The sequence below is a fragment of the Streptomyces sp. NPDC058051 genome (assembly GCF_042885475.1).
GTDB lineage: Bacteria > Actinomycetota > Actinomycetes > Streptomycetales > Streptomycetaceae > Streptomyces.
This window is the reverse complement of sequence record NZ_JBHVRW010000008.1, coordinates 46,582-64,887: the sequence shown is the minus strand read 5'-3', so window position 1 is coordinate 64,887 and position 18,306 is coordinate 46,582. Positions and strand designations below refer to the sequence as shown.

General features: G+C 69.8%; 15 protein-coding genes. 7 read left to right on the top strand and 8 right to left on the bottom strand.

Translation table 11 applies throughout. From position 1 onward, the window contains the following. Positions 1-7: 7 nt before the first annotated feature. From ACFVUT_RS15405 to ACFVUT_RS15380, 6 genes are all read right to left on the bottom strand, one after another. Positions 8-2,230 carry an FAD-dependent oxidoreductase gene (locus ACFVUT_RS15405; protein ID WP_389650352.1) on the bottom strand — a complete coding sequence of 741 codons (2,223 nt, stop codon included), beginning with the start codon at positions 2,228-2,230 and terminating at the stop codon, positions 8-10. A 3-nt stretch (positions 2,231-2,233) separates the two neighbouring features. After that, complete coding sequence (locus tag ACFVUT_RS15400) at positions 2,234-4,525, bottom strand: hypothetical protein (RefSeq protein WP_389650355.1); 2,292 nt, start codon at positions 4,523-4,525, stop codon at positions 2,234-2,236. Between the two features lie 57 nt (positions 4,526-4,582). Continuing rightward, entirely contained in the window at positions 4,583-5,461 is an 879-nt protein-coding gene (locus tag ACFVUT_RS15395) for a carbohydrate ABC transporter permease (protein WP_389650358.1), read from the bottom strand. Beyond that, positions 5,458-6,414, bottom strand: a complete 957-nt coding sequence (locus ACFVUT_RS15390; protein WP_389650360.1) for a carbohydrate ABC transporter permease — start codon at positions 6,412-6,414, stop codon at positions 5,458-5,460. The genes ACFVUT_RS15395 and ACFVUT_RS15390 overlap by 4 nt, the downstream gene beginning before the upstream one ends. Before the next feature lie 6 nt (positions 6,415-6,420). Beyond that, positions 6,421-7,800 (bottom strand): ABC transporter substrate-binding protein, encoded by a 1,380-nt coding sequence (locus ACFVUT_RS15385; protein ID WP_389650363.1) that lies wholly within the window; start codon positions 7,798-7,800, stop codon positions 6,421-6,423. A gap of 81 nt (positions 7,801-7,881) precedes the next feature. Continuing rightward, positions 7,882-8,865 (bottom strand): LacI family DNA-binding transcriptional regulator, encoded by a 984-nt coding sequence (locus tag ACFVUT_RS15380; protein ID WP_389650366.1) that lies wholly within the window; start codon positions 8,863-8,865, stop codon positions 7,882-7,884. 187 nt (positions 8,866-9,052) lie between these two features. Between ACFVUT_RS15380 and ACFVUT_RS15375 the strand changes: the two genes are divergently transcribed. After that, a complete protein-coding gene (locus ACFVUT_RS15375; protein ID WP_389650369.1) occupies positions 9,053-10,195 on the top strand; it encodes a mandelate racemase/muconate lactonizing enzyme family protein in 1,143 nt (380 codons plus the stop codon). A gap of 98 nt (positions 10,196-10,293) precedes the next feature. Here the strand turns inward: ACFVUT_RS15375 and ACFVUT_RS15370 are convergent, their stop codons facing one another. Beyond that, the gene (locus tag ACFVUT_RS15370; protein WP_389650372.1) at positions 10,294-11,358 is read right to left on the bottom strand and encodes an alpha/beta fold hydrolase; all 1,065 of its coding nucleotides are present in this window, start codon (positions 11,356-11,358) and stop codon (positions 10,294-10,296) included. Positions 11,359-11,906: 548 nt separating this feature from the next. Between ACFVUT_RS15370 and ACFVUT_RS15365 the strand changes: the two genes are divergently transcribed. From ACFVUT_RS15365 to ACFVUT_RS15350, 4 genes are all read left to right on the top strand, one after another. Then, entirely contained in the window at positions 11,907-12,482 is a 576-nt protein-coding gene (locus ACFVUT_RS15365) for a hypothetical protein (protein ID WP_389650375.1), read from the top strand. Positions 12,483-12,947: 465 nt separating this feature from the next. Next, complete coding sequence (locus tag ACFVUT_RS15360) at positions 12,948-13,121, top strand: hypothetical protein (protein WP_389650377.1); 174 nt, start codon at positions 12,948-12,950, stop codon at positions 13,119-13,121. A 256-nt stretch (positions 13,122-13,377) separates the two neighbouring features. After that, on the top strand, positions 13,378-14,022 hold the full coding sequence (locus tag ACFVUT_RS15355; protein WP_389650379.1) for a TetR/AcrR family transcriptional regulator: 645 nt from the start codon (positions 13,378-13,380) through the stop codon (positions 14,020-14,022). After that, positions 14,019-15,710 (top strand): acyl-CoA dehydrogenase family protein, encoded by a 1,692-nt coding sequence (locus tag ACFVUT_RS15350; RefSeq protein WP_389650382.1) that lies wholly within the window; start codon positions 14,019-14,021, stop codon positions 15,708-15,710. The genes ACFVUT_RS15355 and ACFVUT_RS15350 overlap by 4 nt, the downstream gene beginning before the upstream one ends. A gap of 193 nt (positions 15,711-15,903) precedes the next feature. On the opposite strand, the gene ACFVUT_RS15345 is transcribed toward ACFVUT_RS15350, so the two are convergent. Continuing rightward, positions 15,904-16,467, bottom strand: a complete 564-nt coding sequence (locus ACFVUT_RS15345; RefSeq protein WP_389650385.1) for a cupin domain-containing protein — start codon at positions 16,465-16,467, stop codon at positions 15,904-15,906. A gap of 315 nt (positions 16,468-16,782) precedes the next feature. On the opposite strand from ACFVUT_RS15345, the gene ACFVUT_RS15340 reads away from it, so the two are divergent. After that, a complete protein-coding gene (locus ACFVUT_RS15340) occupies positions 16,783-17,244 on the top strand; it encodes an RrF2 family transcriptional regulator (RefSeq protein WP_389650388.1) in 462 nt (153 codons plus the stop codon). 50 nt (positions 17,245-17,294) lie between these two features. Then, the gene (locus ACFVUT_RS15335) at positions 17,295-18,167 is read left to right on the top strand and encodes a DsbA family protein (RefSeq protein ID WP_389650391.1); all 873 of its coding nucleotides are present in this window, start codon (positions 17,295-17,297) and stop codon (positions 18,165-18,167) included. The last annotated feature ends 139 nt before the right edge of the window (positions 18,168-18,306 follow it).

The window sequence follows — 18,306 nt, the reverse complement described above, 5'->3', positions numbered from 1 at the left end:
CGTACTCCTATCGGTAGGCGCGAACGGCGACGACATGCGCCGACGCGGCTCCGTTGGTCGACTCGACCACGATTCTCACCGCTGTGGTCGTCACCGGCGCACCGAGGGTGTGCATCCGGCGGCGGCGTCGGTTGGCCGAGGCACGCGCGAGGACCTGCCAGCCGCCGTCGGCCGCGCGCGCCTCGACCCGGTAGTCGCGCAGGAGCGTGGGCAGCGTCTCGAACGGGGTCCTGTGGTGGTGCAGATTGATCAGGTCCTCGTTGACGTCGTCATCGGCGATCACCTCGATGCGGCTCAGCGTGACCGGCTGCGGCCAGGCCAGCTGGAGCCAGGCACTCCCGTTCCCGCCCAAGGGCCCGGAGACCCACATGTGCGGTCCTGCGTACGGGCGCGCGTAGCCGTCGACCGCTCTGGCGGGGGCGAACGCGTCGGTCGTTCCCGTTCGCAGGCAGAAGGCGCGGCGCAGCAGGCCGCTGTCGGTCCATTCGCGCAGGGGCTGCGGCGATTCGTCGCCCGGCCGCAGCGGAACGCGGGTGAGGCAGAGCACCCCCGGCGCAGGGCCGTCCGAGCTGTACAGGGCAAGGTCCTGATGGGCCCGGACGACGACGAAGGCATTGCGCGCGTACTCCGGCGACCATCGCAGCCCCGTGTCGACCCACTGCTTCTCGCCTGCGGCGACCGGGACCGTGGAGGTGGTCACGAGGCGGCGCGGCACGTAGTTCTGGCCCAGCTCCGGATCGTGCAGCTCGACGACGAGCTCGGTGTCCCGTGCGGCGTCGACGAGCAGTTGGAGGCCGGTCAGTTCGGGGTCGACGGGCAGGACGAGACCTGCGTCGGCCGTCAGGGGCCATCGTTCCGTGGGAGTCCCGACGGTGAGTGCGGTCAGCGTGGAGGAGGCCGTGGCCGTGGCGCGCAGGGCGAGATCGGCCGGGTCCGTGGAGGCGAGACCGATGACGGAGGCGTCCTCCCGCAACAGTGTCCGCTGGAGCTCTTGGACGTCGAGCCCGCGCGGGGTGCTGCCGACGGCGGCGCACAGCGCGGCGGCCGTGCCCGCGGCCTGCCCGATCGTGGCGCACGTCGCCATGACCCGGGTCGAGCCGAACGCCACGTGGCTGGCGGAGATGTTGCGCCCGGCGAAGAGCAGGTTCGACACGTTCACGGAGTACAGGCTCCGGTACGGGATGTGGTAAATGCCGTCCGCGTAACGCTGCTTGGCACCGGACTCGGTGGCGTACATGCCCTGCGGCGGGTGCAGGTCGATGGACCAGCCGCCGAAGGCGACCCGGTCGGCGAACTCGGTCTGGCCGAGGATGTCGCCCTGGTGCAGGACGTAGTCGCCGAGGAAGCGACGGTACTCGCGCTTGCCGGGGAGCGATCCCACCCACTCCAGGGTCATGTTCTCGGCATCGAACTTCCCCGAGTTCTTGATGTGGTCCCAGATGCCGTGGATGACCGACCACAGTTCGTCGCGGATGCGTTCGTTGTCGTGCACGGTGTCGAGCTCGCCGCCGAACTCGACCCACCAGTAGGCGCAGCCGTTGTCGCCCGCCTTGATGATGCGCCGTTCGGGAATGGACGTCGTGGTGATGTCCTTGGCGAAGTCCGGCGGCACGAACCTGACCGGGTGCCCGGCGTCCTTCGTGTAGAACAGGAGCGTCGAGCCCAGGGTGATCTCGTCGGCGGTCTCCGGAGCCCATGGCTCCTGGTACTCCGCGCGTGCCTCCCGCCCGATGCGGAACGCGGCGCCCGCCAGGTGTCCGATGAGCCCGTCCCCCGTGCAGTCCAGGAACATCTCGCTCTCGAAGCGGACGCGCCGCTCGGATCCCATCATCCAACCGGTGACGGCGGTGATGTGCCGCGTGTCCTGCGGCCCTTCCGCGTCGACCTCCCGGACGTCGGTGTTGAGATAGAGCGTGATGCCGGGCTCGGCGCGGACGGCGTCGAGTACCACCGCGTCCCAGAAGTACGGGTTGCCGTCCGGGTTGCGGTACTGGTTCTCGACGAACAGCTCACCCATGATGCCGCCCTCACGGGCGTGGTGGTTCTTGCCGTGTCCGGTCGCGCCGCACACCCAGACGCGCACCTCGCTGCTCGAATTCCCGCCCAGCACCGGCCGGTTGTTGATCAGCGCGACGGTACGGCCCAGCCGGGCGGCGGCGATCGCCGCCGAGACCCCGGCCAGTCCGCCGCCGACGACGGTGATGTCGTGGACTGCGGTTTCGTTTCTCATGGTTTATTTCCAGTCAGGGTTGGCGGCGAGCCCGTAGTAGACGCGGGGCGCGCCGTCGAGACGGAGTGTGACCTTGCCGCCGGAAGCGGTGAGGGTACGTTCCTGGCCGATGCAGTTCAGTTCGCGCACCGTGCCTTCGACGGTCCCGGAGTGCGCGACGACGTCGGTCTTCGTCGGCCAGGGGTCGGTCCACGGCTCGGGCGTCGCGTACCAGGAGTCCTCGCCGTGGTCGGCGTTGAGGACGTACCCGTCCTTGCGGCTCCACAGGATCGAGACCGGACCGTCGGGAGTGGTGAAGAGGAGACCCTTGACGGCCGTGTCCGCGAAGACCAGCGGGCGTACGAAGGTGGCCTGGTCCAGGACGCGGGCGGCGGTGGCGTAGGCGAGCAGCGAGGGCTTGGCGCTGGTGTCGCGATTCATCAGCCCGTAGTGGTACTCGTTGTCGGCGGGATCCGCCTCCTGCGGGTGGTGGATGGTGGAGTCGTGCAACTGGTACCAGTTGACGCCCCTGACCCCTTCGGACTTGGCGAGGGCGAGGGTCAGCAGCACGTTCTCCGCCGCGTTGCGGTAGGTGTCGGTCCACCAGGCGTTGGGCCGGGTGGACGCGTACGCCTCCGTGAGCCAGAGCTCCTTGTCCCCGCCGTACTCGGCGAGGACCTGCTTGGCCTTCCTCAGCGAGCCGAGGAAGTTCCAGTACGTGCCGGCGGCACCCTGCGTCCACTCCTCGGGCGGCGGCGCGTAGTCGGGAGTGAAGTTGCCGCGGCCGGGGTGGAAGGCGAAGGCGTCGATGAGGTCCCAGCCGCCCGCGGCGTGGAAGTTCTCCGTCCAGACGTAGTCCATGCCGCCGAGGCCCGCGTTCATCACCTGCATCTGCGAACCGGCCGCGGCCAGCCGGTCGGTGACCTGGCGCAGCCCGTCGCTGATGTATGCCTCGGTGCCTCTCCCCTGCATCCAGGGGTTGTTGACCTCGTTGCTCACCTCGAAGTACTGGGCCCGAGCCGCGATCGCCGTGGCGACATTGGTGTCGGCCCACGCGGAGATCTGCTCGGCACTGCCCCCGACCGGGATGCCGCTGAGCTCGACGTTGTGCGCGATGCCGTGGGCGTCCAAGGTGTCGATGTCGATCCCCGGCGCGCCCGCGTACGCGATCCGGACCCACGAGACGCCGAGGGTCTTCAGCAGCCCGAGCACGGCGTCCTTGCCCGGCTTGAGCAGCCAGGGGTAGTTGGCGATGCCGAACATGGACTCCGGACCGGCCCGGTAGGAGAAGTCCGGCAGCACGGCGAGGTTCGTGCGGGCCAGCGCTGTGTCGGTTCCGCTGACGGCCTCCACCTCGGTGAAGACGATGCCCTGGGAGGGTGCGGTGACGTCGAACGAGGCGTCCCACGCGGCGCCCGCGGCCAGCGTCCGCGAGACGGTGCCGCCGGCGATCCGTGTGCCGGCGAAGTCGCGCGCCCACCAGGTGAGGGTGACCGGCTCGGGCGCGGCGGAACCGTTGACCACCTGCGCCTTGAGCGTCATCGTCTGCCCTGCGGCCTTGTACAGATTGAACGGCTGGTCGGTCCAGACCTCCACGCCGAGCGGCTTCCCGGCCGCGAGCGTTCCGGCGCCGCGCGGTCGCAGATCACCGAGTACGAGGTCGGCCTCGGTGACGGCGGTCGCGGTGCCGGTCGCGGTGCCGGGCGCGTGGATCCAGGTGGCATCGGTGTAGGCGGCATTGGTGGCGGAGAGACAGAAGAACCCATGGGTGTCCGCCCATGTCTCGGTGTACGCGGCGCCCGCGTTCGTCTCGTACGGAATGCCGCCGCGGGCGTCCCGCTCCCAGACGGTCAGTGCCTCGTACGTCTCCGCGGCCGTCGCGCCGTACACGGTGCGGGCGAACATGAAGCCGGTCGGCAGGAGGGTGCCCGATCCGCCGACCTCCCACTTCATATGGGCCCGGTGGGCCGTCACGTCGAAGGTGCCGCGCACGGTGATGCCGGGGGCCGCGCTGCTCATGGTGTAGGTGATCCGGAGGGCGGGCCGCCCGTCGGCCAGGGTGATCTGCGTGGGCGTTCCGCCGAACGTACGCTGCTGGCCGAGCGCGCTGTCCTTGATCATGAAGTGGGTGAGCAGGACGCGGTCGGTGCCCGAGCCGTCCTGCACGAGCACGCTGCCGTCGCTGCGGCCGACCAGCGTGATGCCCTCGGCGGTGAGGGTGACCGGGTCCGCGGCGTGCGCGGTGCCCATGGGGAGCAGCGCGGCGCCCGTGGCGACGGCGGTGCCCTGGAGGAATCTGCGGCGGTGAACGGACATGGTGGTGCCTTTCTCTCGTTCTCGAAGAGGAAGGTGCGCGAGGGGGCGGGCCAGGGCTCAGCCCTTGACGCCGGTGAAGCCGAGTCCGGCGACGATGTACTTCTGGCAGACGGCGAAGACGAGGACGGGAGGGGCGACGGCGAGCACCATCGCGGCGATGAGCTGGTCCTGCGGTGCCTGCGTGGCGAGCTGTGCGAGCGCCACACTGATGGGCTGCTTCTCGGGGTCGGTGAGGGCGACCAGCGGCCAGATGAAGTCCTTCCAGCTGTGCATGACCGCGAGCAGACTGATCACGGCCAGGACCGGTCGGCTCATCGGCAGCACGATCTTCGTCAGCAACTGGCGGGTGCTCGCGCCGTCGACCCGCGCGGCGTCGAAGAGCTCCGTGGGAAGTGCGTCGAAGAACTGCTTGGCGAGCAGCACCGTGAACGCGTTGGTGCCCGCCGGCAGCCAGATCGCCCAGTAGGTGTCACCGAGGTTGACGTGCAGGAACGGCAGATCGATCACGGTCATGAAGAGGCTGACCATGTTCACGGTGTACGGCACGAACATCGTCGCGAGGATCGCCCCGTAGACGACCTTGCCGAACCGTGGCCTGAGCACCGACAGGGCGAACCCCGCGGTGGCCGAGACGAACAGCTGGACGAACCATGATCCGCCGACCACCAGGACGGTGTTCGCCAGGTAGTGACCGACTCCCAGGTCGGTGTACGCGGTGGCGAAGTTGCCCGTCATCGGCCGGTCCGGCCAGAGCGCGAGCGGTTGGGTCGTGAGCTCGGTCGGTGGTGAGACCGCCCCCTTGACCATCCAGTAGATCGGCCCGATCCCGATGAGCAGCAGCAGGATCAGGGTGAGGACCTGGACGGAGCGCACCGCCGCCCGGATGCCCGGCCGCTGACGGTCGTTGACGGAGACGAACGTGGTGAGAGAGGTCATGACGTGCTCCAGCTGCGGGTGACCCGCAGATAGACCGCGGAGAGCAGGGCGAGGGTCAGCACCATCAGGAAGGAGAGCGCGGCGGCCTGGCCGTACGCACCGTCCTGGAAGGCGTACCGGAAGATGAGCAGCAGCACGGTGAGGGTGGAGTTCTCCGGTCCGCCGCCCGTGAAGACGTACGGTTCGGTGAAGACCTGGACCGTGTTGATGAGCTGCACCAGCAGCAGCAGACCGATGACGGGCCGCAGCTGAGGCAGCATGATGTGCCAGATCCGGCGCCCAATTCCGGCCCCGTCCATCTCGGCGGCCTCGTACAGCTCACCGGGGATGGCCACCATCGCGGCCAGATAGATGAGAACGGCACCGCCCATCCCGGCCCAGGTGGCTTCGAGGACCAGCGACAGCATCGCGCTGTCGGAGGACTCCAGCCAGGTATAGGGGCCGAGGCCGATCTTTCCCAGGGCACTGTTGAAGAGCCCGCTGCCCGGATCGTAGAACCATTTCCACAGCAGGATCGCGACCACCGGCGGGATCACGACGGGAAGATAGACGAGGAAGCGGTAGACGCCCGCACCGCGCCGCACCGTGGACATGACGGCGGCCAGTACCAGGGGCGCGGGGAAGCCGATCAGGATTCCCAGGCCGACGAAGAACAGCGTGTTCTGCACGGCTGTGCCGAGCAGCGGATCGTCGAGTACGGCACGGAAGTTGTCGAAGCCGACCCAGACCGCGGGATCGACGAGATTGGTCCGCTGAAAGCTGATGAGCAGGGAGCGGACGATCGGCCACCAGGCGAAGAGCCCGAAGATCAGCAGCGTGGGGACCAGGAAGAGCCAGGCCGTGAACTGCTTGCGGACGGACCCGGGCCGCGGACCGTGCCGCCGGCCCGCAGTCTCCGGCGCGGGCTCCTTCGGTGCGGCGGCAGGGCGCCGGGACGAGGTGAGCAGGCTCATGACGGGCTACTTCTGGTCGGCGGCGAGCTTGGCGTTGACGTCCTTCTCGGCCGCGGCCAGCAGAGCGTCGACGTCGGCTCCCCGCTTGGTGAGGACGGACTGGACGACCGGATCGAGTGCCGTGTAGAGCTGCTGTGCCTGGTAGGGCGGTTCGGCCTTGAGGTCGAGCTTCGACAGGCCCTCGGTGTAGGGCAGGAAGTTCTTCAGTTCGATGTTGACGTAGGGCTTGATGGCGGCGTTGATCGCGTCCTGCCGCTTTTCGTCGAAAACCGGCAGGGTCGGCACGCCGACCGCCGACTTCGGGTCCGCGGCAAGGGCCTCGGCCTGTGCCGCGGCGACATCGGTGCTGTACTGCGGCTGGGCATAGGCGAAGGTCAGCCACTTGACCGCGGCCGTCGCGTGCTTCTGGTCGACTGACTTCGGCACCATGTAGATGTCACCGCCGGTGAGCGTCGCGTTGCCGCCCGCCTGCGGCATCTGCCCGACGCCGAAGTGGTCGGTGTGCTCCATGCCGAACTGCATCTTGGCGAGTCGGTAGGTGCCGGGACTGCCCATGAACATGCCGACCTGGCCGGCCGCGAACTGCTTGATGACGTCGTTCTGGTTGTTCAGCAGGTTGCGGCCCAGCGAGTCGTCCTTCCAGCGCATGTCCTGGAGGAGGTGAAGCGCCTTCTTCGTCGGCTCGCCGGTCAGCGTCGCGGTGTACGTACCGTCCTGCTGGGTCTCCAGCTCACCGCCGAAGGCGTAGGTGAGCATCGCCAGTTGCCAGCCGCCCTGGTTGTCCTTGGACTCGTGGACGAATCCCGCCTTGCCGGTCTTCTCGCTGATCCGTTGCGCGGCGTCCCGGACCTCGTCCCAGGTCGTCGGCGGCCGGTCCGGGTCGAGTCCCGCCTTCTTGAACAGATCCCGGTTGTACACCAGACCCTGCGCATACGGATTCTGCGGTACGCCGTAGACGTCGCCGGCGCTGTCGCTCACGGGCTTCAGCACCTGCGGGTTGAACTCCTCGAAGTGGTCCCACTCCTGGAGCTGCCCGGTGATCGGCTGCACCTGCTTCTGTTGGATGAGCCGCTGCGGTTCGGTGAGCGGCACCCTGATGACGTCCTCGACGTTGCCGCCGGACAGCTTGGCGGAGAACGTCAGCGGGTCGAAGACTGTTGTGGACCCCTTGACCTCGATGCCCGGGTTGGCCCTCTCGAAGTCGGCGACCTGCTCCTTGAACAGGGCCAGCGCCGGCTTGTCGGTGGCCGGGGGCATCCCCTGGACCCGCAGGACGAGGTCGCCCTCCGAGCCGGCCTTGCTCGGTGTGAGGGCGGAGCAGCCGGTGAGGGCCACCGCCACGACTGTGCAGCCGAGTGCGACCGCATGGCGGGATGTTCTGGACATTTCTTCTCCAAGAAGGGCAGGGAGGGGTACGGCGTGGGGGTTCCTGGTCTGTGCGGGGGCGTGGGTGACGAGAAGGGGGACTCAGTTGGCGGGAGCGGGGCCCGTCGAGGCGCGCGGGACGAGCCGGGAGCCGATTTCCACGCACGGGGTCTCTTCGCCGCGCGTCCGTCCGGCGATGGTGTCGATGAGCAGATCGCTGGCCCGCGTGGCGATCTCTTCGGGGTCGATCCTGATCGTGGTGAGGTTGGGCGTGGAGACCGAGGCGAGCAGCGTGTCGTCGATGCCGACGACGCTGACATCGCCGGGAACGCTGACGCCGAGGCTCGCCATCTGGTGCAGGACACCGAGGGCGACCAGGTCGTTGTGGGCGATGACCGCCGTCGCCCGGTGCGCCGCGACGAGCGTCGCCGCGAGCACCCCCGTCTCGAACCGTGGTTCGTACGGGCCGAGTTCGACGAGGGAGAGGTCCAGGGCCTCGAAGGACTCCTGGATGGACTTGCCCCGGCTCAGCTCGGCCCGCGAGGCGTTGATGAAGACGCAGCGCCGGTGACCGTAGGCGCGCAGGTGCTCGGCCGCCTGCGTGATCCCGGCGGACAGGGAGATGCGTACCTCCGGGATGCCGGGTACGTGCCGGTTCACGATCACCAGGGGCATCTGGGCGGCGAGTTCACGCAGGCGGTCCTCGGTGAGGGTGGAGGCCCACAGTACGAGACCGTCGACCCGTTTGGACACGGCGGCGATCGTCTCCAGCTCGTCGGCCTCGCGCTCGTCGCTGTCGGCGACCAGGACCGTGTAGCCCAGGCGCCGCGCACGGGCCTGCATCGCCTTGACGATCGGCGGGAAGAACGGGTTGGCGATGTCCGGCACGATCAGCCCGAGGGTTCCGGTGCCGCCGCCGCGCAGGCTGCGCGCCGCCGGGTTGGGGGAGTAGCCCAGCCTGGCCGCGGCGTCGAGGATGCGCTGCCGGGTCTTCGGCTGCACCTGCTCGGGTGCGGTGAAGGCGCGGGACACCGTCGACACCGAGACGCCCGCGGCGCTCGCCACCTCCCGGATCGTGACTGCCACGGCTGTTCTCCTTGCCTCATGTCTGACGGATGCGGTGGATACTTGCGAACGTTCCCAGACGTGTCAAGAGTGTTTCCACGAGGAAAATCCGTTGCTTGCAAGGGGCTTGCGTCAGGCACGGGATGCTGCTGATGATGCGTTCTCATCCATTGCTCTGCAATTGCGGGAACGTTTTCATAGGAGTGGCATGAAGATCACCGGCCTGGAAGTGCTGACTCTCCCCGACCACGGCGACAGCATGATGCTCGTCGTGGTCGACACCGACGAGGGCGTCCACGGCCTGGGTGAGGTCGGCATCAGATCCCGGCAGAAGGCCGTCGCGGGCGGGCTGCATCATCTGGCCGAGCTGATCACCGGTGAGGATCCCGCGCGGATCGAGCATCTGTGGCAGGTGATGTTCCGCCGCGGCTTCTTTCCCGGCGACCGGATACTCGGGGCCGCCATCGCGGCCGTGGACGTGGCCCTGTGGGACATCCGCGGCAAGACGCTCGGCGTACCGGTGCACGAACTCCTCGGTGGCCGGGTGCGCGATCACGTCCCCGCCTACGTCCATGTCGGCGATGGATACCACGATCGTGAGTGGTTCCTGGACCGCTGCCGCGAGCTCGTCTCGACGGGCTGGCGCCATCTGCGCTTCGCCGCGCCGCACGACGCCGACGACGTCCTGGACGCCCGCCGTTGTCTCCGTGACACCGTCGAACTCTTCCATCAGGTGCGCCAAGCGGTCGGTGACGAGGTCGAGTTGATCCTCGACGTGCACACGCGACTGGACCCGCCCGAGGCCCTGACGCTCTGCCGGGAGATCGAGGCGGCCCGTCCGTACTTCGTGGAGGACCCGCTGCGCTGCGAGAACCCGGACAGCTACCGCATGCTCCGGGCACGCTCCGCGGTGCCTCTGGCCGCAGGTGAACAGTACGGTTCCAAATGGGAGTTCAGGACTCTCATCGAGGACGACCTGATCGACTACGCCCGCGTCGACATCGGGGTGGCCGCCGGCCTCACCGAGGCGAAGAAGATCGCGGCGATGGCGGAGGCGCACCACATCAAGCTGGCCACCCACAATCCGCTCGGACCGGTCACGGCCGCCTCATCGCTCCAGCTCAACCTCGCCTGCTCCAATGTGGCGATCCAGGAGCACCAGACCGACCCCGAGCCGTCCGTCGCGGCCCTGTTCGTCGAGCGGCCCACGGTCCTCCCGGGGCGGGTCGAACGCAACGGCCTGCCGGGCATCGGCGTCGTCATCGACCGGGAGGAGGCACGGAAGTACCAGGCGACCGCGTCGGAGCGACCGCACCTGCGCACCATGGACGGGGCCTTCACCAACTGGTAGCAGTCGATGGCTGACGCGGGGCCGGAGCGGAGTGCCCCTGCCCGGGCCGTCGGGCGCGGCGGGGCCCGCACCGTCGCCGCCCGCGGCGGGAGTCCCGGTCAGAGGCGATCCACATCGACGACCGCCTGCGCGAAGGCCGTGGGCGCCTCCTGCGGGACGTTGTGACCGATGCCCTTGAGGGTGCGGTGGTCGTACGCGCCCGTGAACCTGTCCCGGTAGGAAGAGCCGTCACCCGGCGCCGTGAAGGGGTCGCGATCGGCGTCGAGGGTGATGGTCGGGACCGTGATGACCGGCGTCGTGGCGAGTTGCTTCTCGAAACGGTCGTAGCGGCGCTCGCCGTCGGCGAGGCTCAGCCGCCAGCGGTAGTTGTGGATCACGATGTCGGCATAGTCGGGATTCTCGAAGGCCGCGGCCGTGCGCTCGAAGGTGGCGTCGTCGAAGTGCCACGTCGGGGAGACGGTGTTCCAGACGAGTCTGGTCAGATCGTGCCTCTTCGTCTTGTCCTCCATGGCGAGCCGGCCCCGCTCCGTGGAGAAGTAGAACTGGTACCACCAGGCGTATTCGGCTTTCGGTGCCAGTGGACGCAGGTTCGCCTCAAGGTTGGTGATGAGGTAACCGCCCACCGACACCAGTGCCTTGCAGCGCCCGGGCCAGAGCGCCGCGATGATGTCGGCCGTCCGTGCCCCCCAGTCGAAGCCGGCGAGAACGGCCTTCTCGATCTTGAGGGCATCCATCAGGGCGACGATGTCCACGGCGATGGCCGACTGCTGGGCGTTCCGGAACGTCCGGGTGGAGAGGAAACGCGTCGTGCCGTGGCCGCGGAGGTAGGGGACGACCACTCGGTAGCCCTCCTTCGCCAGCCGGGGAGCGACATCGACGAAGCTGTGGATGTCATAGGGCCAGCCGTGCAGGCAGATGACCACGGGCCCGTGGGCGGGGCCCGCTTCGGCGTAGCCGACATTCAGCAGGCCTGCCCTGACCTGTTTCAGTGAGGCGAAAGTGCGGGGCGTGCCCGCGCCGGCCGTCCGCAGGGTCGGTTCTCCGGCCCCGTTCATCCCGTTCCGGGGGGCGGCAGAGGCGGCCGGGAGGCCGGGAGCGGCCACGGAAGCGGCTGCCGCGCCCGTGCCCAGTCCCAGCGCCTTGTTGAAGGTGCGCCTGTGCATGTGAATGCCTCCGTGAGGCTTGTTGTGCGGACCCGTGCTTCGCGGGAATTCCGAGCCGGACGACTGCTCGTGATGCCGCCACGGTATGCGCGCGCGATGACTCCCGCACGGGATGTGTCACCTGTCGAACCGGTGATGCATCTCTGGTTCGACAGGTTCCTGTCGGCGCCGCCGCGACGTCAGCCGGATCGCCGACGGCGAGTGCGGGGCCTCACGCGCGTCGGCCTCACGCGCGCCGACGCCCCTGCGTACGGCTCCGTGGTGGTCCAGTCCGCAGTGGCCCGCCCCGAACTCCGCGCCGACCGGGGCAGATCGCTCAATGGGGCGCCGGTCGGGTTTCGTTGGGGATGGAATAGCCTCGGAACCCACCCGGCCGCTTCTCGTCGGAGGGAAGAGGCTCTGGGCGCGCCGGAAGGAACGCGTGATGTCGTACGTCATCGGATTCTCTTTCCGGGCCGCATCCTCCTTCGGGACCTGGCGGAGGGCGACGCTGTGGCGCGGGTGCCATCCACAGCCGACCGGCCGACCGGCACGGACGGAGTCCTGACATGGCGGTCTCCCCGGCAGCGGCCCGCTCGCGCGCACGGTGGGCGAGCTCGGCGGTCGTCCTCGTGATCCTGTCGCCGTTCCTCGTGTGGCTGCTGGCGGCGGTCAGTCCGGTGCCGCACGGTGCCGCAGTGATCTGCGCCTTCGTGGCCGGGCCGCTCGGCTTCCTCCTGCTGCCCGAACTGTGTCAGGAGACGCGGCTGATCACCTGCTCGATGTCCAGGGTCACGGCCCGCACGCTCACCGGTGAGCGCACCGTGGACCTGCGTCGCATCAGGAGCGTGCGGCTGTACGTCGGCTTCGGATACGGACGCGTCCATCACACGCTGGTCGTACGCGACGAGGAAGGCGTCCGTCTGGGGCTCACCACGGTCAGGAGCCGTCACGCCCTGAAGCGCGCGCTCCAGGGCGTGACAGTCGGCAACGCTGGGGGTCCGCGCGTCGGGGTGGCCGCGCGCGCCCTTCTGGGTCTTGCGCCACGCAGGCACCTCACGGTCCACACCGTGATCGGTTTCCTGCTCCTCGTCGTGGTGATCACGTCGTACGTGGTGGCGGTTCTTCGCATCGCCGGCGGGTAGTGCCGGAAAGTCCGGCGCTCTCGTGCGTGTGCGGACGCCCGGGGGCACACGCCCCGGACCCCGACACGAGGGGCCGGGGGTGCGTGTGCCGCCGTGTGCCGCGCGTGACGTCGAACGCCCCTTGCGGACAAGGCCATGAGGGTGATTCCTCCGCCGGTGCGGACGGAGGGGTGCTCGTGGGGCGGGAGCCCTTGTCGGCGGCCGCGTATTCCCGGGGTCGCAGCTGTTCCAGCCGTCCTGTGACGGCCTTTCCTGGCTGTTCTCACCTGGAGTTGATCATCGTGGTCGGGGCGTCGGCCGGACGGACAGTGGGTCCTCCATTCGGCCCGTAGTTGTTGCCGCGGCGCGTCGTTGGAGGTGGGCTGTGAGAGCGCCGGGCGACAGTCGCAGGCGCCCAGGAGGTGCGTCCCCCGCCGGACGAGCGGGGTGGCCCTCCACCAACCGACACGAGAATTTGGAGAGTCCATGTCATATCGTCAGGGACAGCGTGTGGAGTACCGCGACCAGCAGAACCAGAAGCAGCAGGGTGAGATCCGGCAGACCGAGGGCACGGGCGCTCAGGCTCGCTACGCGATCCAGAACGAGAAGACCATGCGCGAAGACAAGGTCAGCGAGAACCAGATCGAGCGAGAGCTGTAGTCGACAGCCCTGACAACGCGACCGCCGTTGCACCGAGTTGAGGTGCGACGGCGGTCGCCGCGGTACGAACGCACCAACTGCGGTACGAACGCACCGGCTCTGGTGCGGACTCCGCGGCTGCGTACGAACTCACCGGCTGTGGTGCGAACTCACCCGCTGTGGTGCGGACTCCGCGGCGCCGACGGCTTCGTGTGTGGGGGGCCGGGGTGTGGTGGGAGGGTGGTGCGAAACTCTGAACGGTGGTTCACTTATTTGCATGGCCTACCGGAAGACGCCCGCCGTGCACCACCGCCTGGCCGCCGCCAGGGAGCATCTGGTCGAACAGGCCACCTTCGTGGTCGCCGAGGTGGGTTGGGCCAACGCCTCCGTCACCGCGGTCGCCGCCGCGGCCGGCATCTCGGTCGGCTCGGTCTACCAGCACTTCGCCTCCAAGGGGGCGCTGGCTGTGGAGGTCTTCCGCCGTGCGTCGGGGCGCGAGGTCGAGGTGCTCAGCGAGGTGCTCCGGGAGGCCGCCGGCGATCCGGTCGAGCGGCTCGCGCTCGGAGTCGAGGTCTTCGCCCGCCGTGCCATGGAGTCCCGTGGCCTGGCCCACGCCCTGCTCGCGGCACCGGCCGAACCGGCGCTCGGGCGCGAACGATTGCTGTTCCGACGCCTGTACCGCGAGGTGTTCGCCGAGGTGATCCGCGAGGGCATCGGCGCCGGCCGCCTTCCGGACCAGGACGCCGAAGTGACCGCCGCGGCGCTGACCGGTGCCATCGGCGAGGTCCTGGTGGATCCGCTGTCCGATCCAGCCGAGGGCGGTGCCGCCGATCAACTGATCGACGAGCTGGTGGTGATGTCCCTGCGGTGCGCGGGTGCCAGGCCCGACGACCGGCCCCTACGACCCCGAGGACTCCGATGACCGCAATCGCCGACGTGACCGCGACCGAGGACGCCGCGCCGCGCAGCAATCCCGCCTCGCGCACGCACGAGGTGACCAACCAGGCCCCGCCCCTGGTCGGCCACGACGTCGCCGACGACGCCGTGCTGCTGGAGGGGCTGCGGCGCGAGGGCGCCGAGTGGTACGCCGACGACCTGCACCGCGTCGGCCGCCTGGCCGGCTCGGAACAGGTCCAGCGCTGGGCGGAGGAGGCCAATCGCCACGAGCCGGTCCTGCGCACCCACGACCGTTACGGCCATCGCATCGACGAGGTGGACTTCCACCCCTCGTACCACGCGCTGATGGACGTGGCCATCCGCGAGGGACTGGGCGGCGCGCCGTGGGCCGCCGACAGGCCGGGCACCCATGTGGCGCGCGCGGCCGGCTTCATGGTGTGGACCTCGGCCGAACAGGGCCATGGCTGCCCCGTGTCCATGACCTACGCCGTCGTCCCCGCGCTGCGCTCCGCACCGGAACTCGCGGCAGTGTACGAGCCGTTGCTGACCAGCCGTGTGTACGATCCCGGCCTGCGCGCGCCCGCGGGCAAGCGCGGGCTGCTCGCGGGCATGGGAATGACGGAGAAGCAGGGCGGTACCGATGTCCGCGCCAACACCACCGTCGCCACGGAACAGCCGGACGGCACCTGGCGACTGCGCGGGCACAAGTGGTTCACCAGCGCCCCCATGAACGACCTGTTCCTGGTCCTGGCCCAGTCCCCGGGCGGGCTGTCCTGCTTCTTGGTGCCGCGGGTGCTGCCGGACGGCAGCCGCAACACCTTCCGCATCCAGCGGCTCAAGGACAAGCTCGGCAATCGCAGCAACGCCAGCAGCGAGCCCGAGTTCGACGACACCGTCGCCTGGCTCGTCGGCCCGGAGGGGCACGGGGTGCGGACCATCATCGACATGGTCACGATGACCCGCCTCGACTGCGTCCTGGGCTCCGCGACCGGTATCCGCACCGCACTGACCCAGGCCGCTCACCACGTCAGGCACCGGTCCGTGTTCGGCGCCAAGCTGATCGACCAGCCGCTCATGCGCAATGTCATCGCGGATCTGAGTCTCGAATCCGAGGCGGCGACCACGCTCGCCCTCCGGATCGCGGGAGCGGCCGACCGGGCCCAGCGCGGCGACGCACAGGAGCGGGCGTTCCTGCGGCTGGCCACGGCCGTCGGCAAGTACTGGGTCTGCAAGAGGCAGCCCGCGGCCGTCGCCGAAGCCCTGGAATGCCTCGGCGGCAACGGCTACGACGAAGCGTCCGGCATGCCCCGGCTCTACCGGGAGGCCCCGCTCAACGGCATCTGGGAGGGCTCCGGCAACGTCAACGCGCTCGACGTCCTGCGCGCCCTGACCCGTGAGCCCGCGTCCCTGGATGCCTTCCGCACCGAGATCGAGGCCGCCGCCGGGGCGGACACCCGGCTGGACGATGCCTGGCGGCACCTGCGCGGTGAGCTGGCACGCACCGACGACGCGGCACTTCGCTCGCGCCGTCTGGTCGAGCGGATGGCCCTGGTGCTCCAGGGCTCTCTGCTCGTCCGCCACGCCCCCGCAGCGGTGGCGGACGCCTTCTGTGCCTCACGGCTCGCCGGTGACCGCGGGCTGGCCTTCGGCACGCTCCCCGCGGGGGCGGACCTGTCCGGCGTCATCACCCGGCTCCCCGGGGCAGTCGGCTGACCGCCTGCCGACGGCCGCCGACCGACGATCGCTGACCGCCTGCCGCCTGCCGCCTGCCGCCTGCCGCCTGCCGCCTGCCGTCGACCGGCGATCGGCGATCGGCGATCGCTGAGCGCTGAGCGCTGACCGTCGGCCGAGGACCGCTGGCCGTCGGCCGTCGGCCCGTGCAGGGTGGTTGCCGCGCGGTGGCCGATCAGTGTGCGGCGGGCGGTTCCTTGTCGAGCACGTACAGTTCGGGCAGATTGACCACGATCGCTTCCTGTGTGCTGCGTGCGATGACCACGACCGCCTCCTCGTCCGGGCTCGGATTCTCCTCGCGGTGCGGGACATAGGGCGGTACGAAGATGTAGTCGCCGGGGGCCGTCCGCAGGCGGACCTCCTCGGGCGTGCCGCCGGAGTCGTCGAGGAAGACGAACTCCGGGTGCCCCTTGACGACATGGATCGCCGTTTCCGACGCGCCGTGATGGTGGTTGGAGGAGGCGGTCTCCGGGGCGACATGGGTCTGGCCCATCCAGATGCGTTCCGATCCGACGGAGCTTCCGCTGATGGCCGCGAACCGTCGCATCCCGCCGGTCTGCGCGGTGCCGCCGTCCAGGGCGTCGGCGCGGATGTGGTGCAGTCGGGCCCGCAGGGGCACAGCCGAGGCATGGTCGTGCCCGGGCAGATCGGGATGGAAGGCGTCGTGCCCGGAGCAGTCGCCGGAAGCGGTGGTCGGTTCCGGAGCGGAGGAGGCGGAGGAGTGCGGTCGCGGGGCCATGGGATTCCTGCTCGTCGTGGGCGGGCTGCCTGCTGCGGTGTCCGGAGTGCGGCGGCCGCTCGCCGGTGTCGGGGCGGTGGCAGTGGTGGACCGTCGCAGCCGACGGCTCGCTCGATGCGGGGCGTGCGCAAGATCCTCAGCCGACCGTAGAGAGACGGCCGAATGGATGTCAAGATGTGTCCATTGCTGCCGCGCGGGTCCTTCGGCCTTCGGCGCGACCCCGGCGGCCTTTTCCCGGACGGCGTTCCGGTGAGGGCCGTTGAAGGCCGACGCGGTGGCGCGGGACGTAATCGACGCTCTGGGAAGACGGTGCACATGCAGATCTCGGCGAAGGCGGACTACGCGGTGCGGGCGCTCGTCGAGCTCGCCGCGGACAGTGCGCGACCCCTCACCTGCGAAGGCATCGCCTCCGCACAGGAGATCCCGTTCCGATTCCTCAAGTCGGTCTTCCGCGACCTGCGTTCGGCCGGCCTCGTTCGCAGCCAACGGGGGTGCGAGGGGGGCTACTGGCTCGGGCGTGCCGCGGACGTCATCACGGTCGCCGAGGTGATGACGGCCGTGGACGGCGAGTTCTTCACGGTACGTGGCGAGCGGCCCGGGGTACTCGACCACCACGGCAGCGGGGGGCGCGTGGCCGACCTGTGGTGTGACGTCGAGTCGGCCGCACACGCCTTGCTCGCACGCACCACCATCGGGGAACTCGCCCGGGGTGGTGCGGCTGTTGGCCATGCCGAGGGCGGCCGGGGGCCCGAAGCGGCAGCGGGCGTGCCGGCATGACCGGGCGATCGCCGCACGCCGCGGTTCCGGCGGCGCAACCGGTCGTAAGCGTGACCGAGTACACCGATCCGGCATGCCCGTGGGCCTGGGGCTCGGAACCGGCCTTCCGGCTGCTGCGGCAGGGCCTCGCGCCGTATCTGCAGTGGCGTCGCGTGTTCGGGATCCTCTTCGACGAGGACGACGACCCCGCGCCCGATCCGGATGCCGAGGCCCGCTGGTACGAGGGCTTCGTGAAGGGGGTGTCCGCCCACACGCGGGCACCCTACGCGGCCCGGCTGCACTGGCTGACGCGGACGAGCTGGCCTGCCTCGCTCGTTGCCAGGGCGGCACAGGAGCAGGGGGAGCCGGCGGCCGAGTGCGTGCTGCGCAGGCTGCGGGAGACGACGTTCGTCCTCGGCAGGCCCGCGGACACGTTCCAGGCCGTCGCGGACGCCGTGCAAGGAGTCGACGGACTCGATGCCGGGCGGTTGCTGGAGGGCCGGGCCATGGAGTCGGCCCGCGTCGCCGTGCGCGCCGACTGGGCCGAAACCCGCAGGCCGATCCGTGAAGTGCGCGAGCTGGACGGTCCCGGGCCCCATCCGGGCCGGGCCAAGGAAGTGGGGGAGGGGTGCCGCTACGCACTGCCGACCCTGCTCTTCGAGGGTCCGGGCGGCCGGGTCTGCGTGCCGGGGTGGCGTCCTGTGGAGCGGTATCTGCAGGCCGCGGCCGAGGCCGCCGGTGAGCCGCTGCCCACGCCCACCCGGCTGTCCCCGCGCGACGCGCTGGACCGCTGGCGCAGCCTGACGCGACCCGAACTGGAACTCCTGACAGGCGGGGACGCCCCACCGCCGGGTGCCGTCGAACTCGCCACGGCCAACGGTCCGTTGTGGCTCCACCCCGATGAAGCACGCAGCCACCCGGCGTCGCGCTCGTCCCGACCATGACGCGAGAGAGGTCGGTCACGGGGGACCGACGGTCCGTCCCGCGCGGGCCCAAAACCGGCGCAGCCTGCAAGAGTTCGGGTAAAGACGCAGGTCGCCGGGGTCTCGGTCAATGAGACACCTGTAGGTGTCCATTGACACG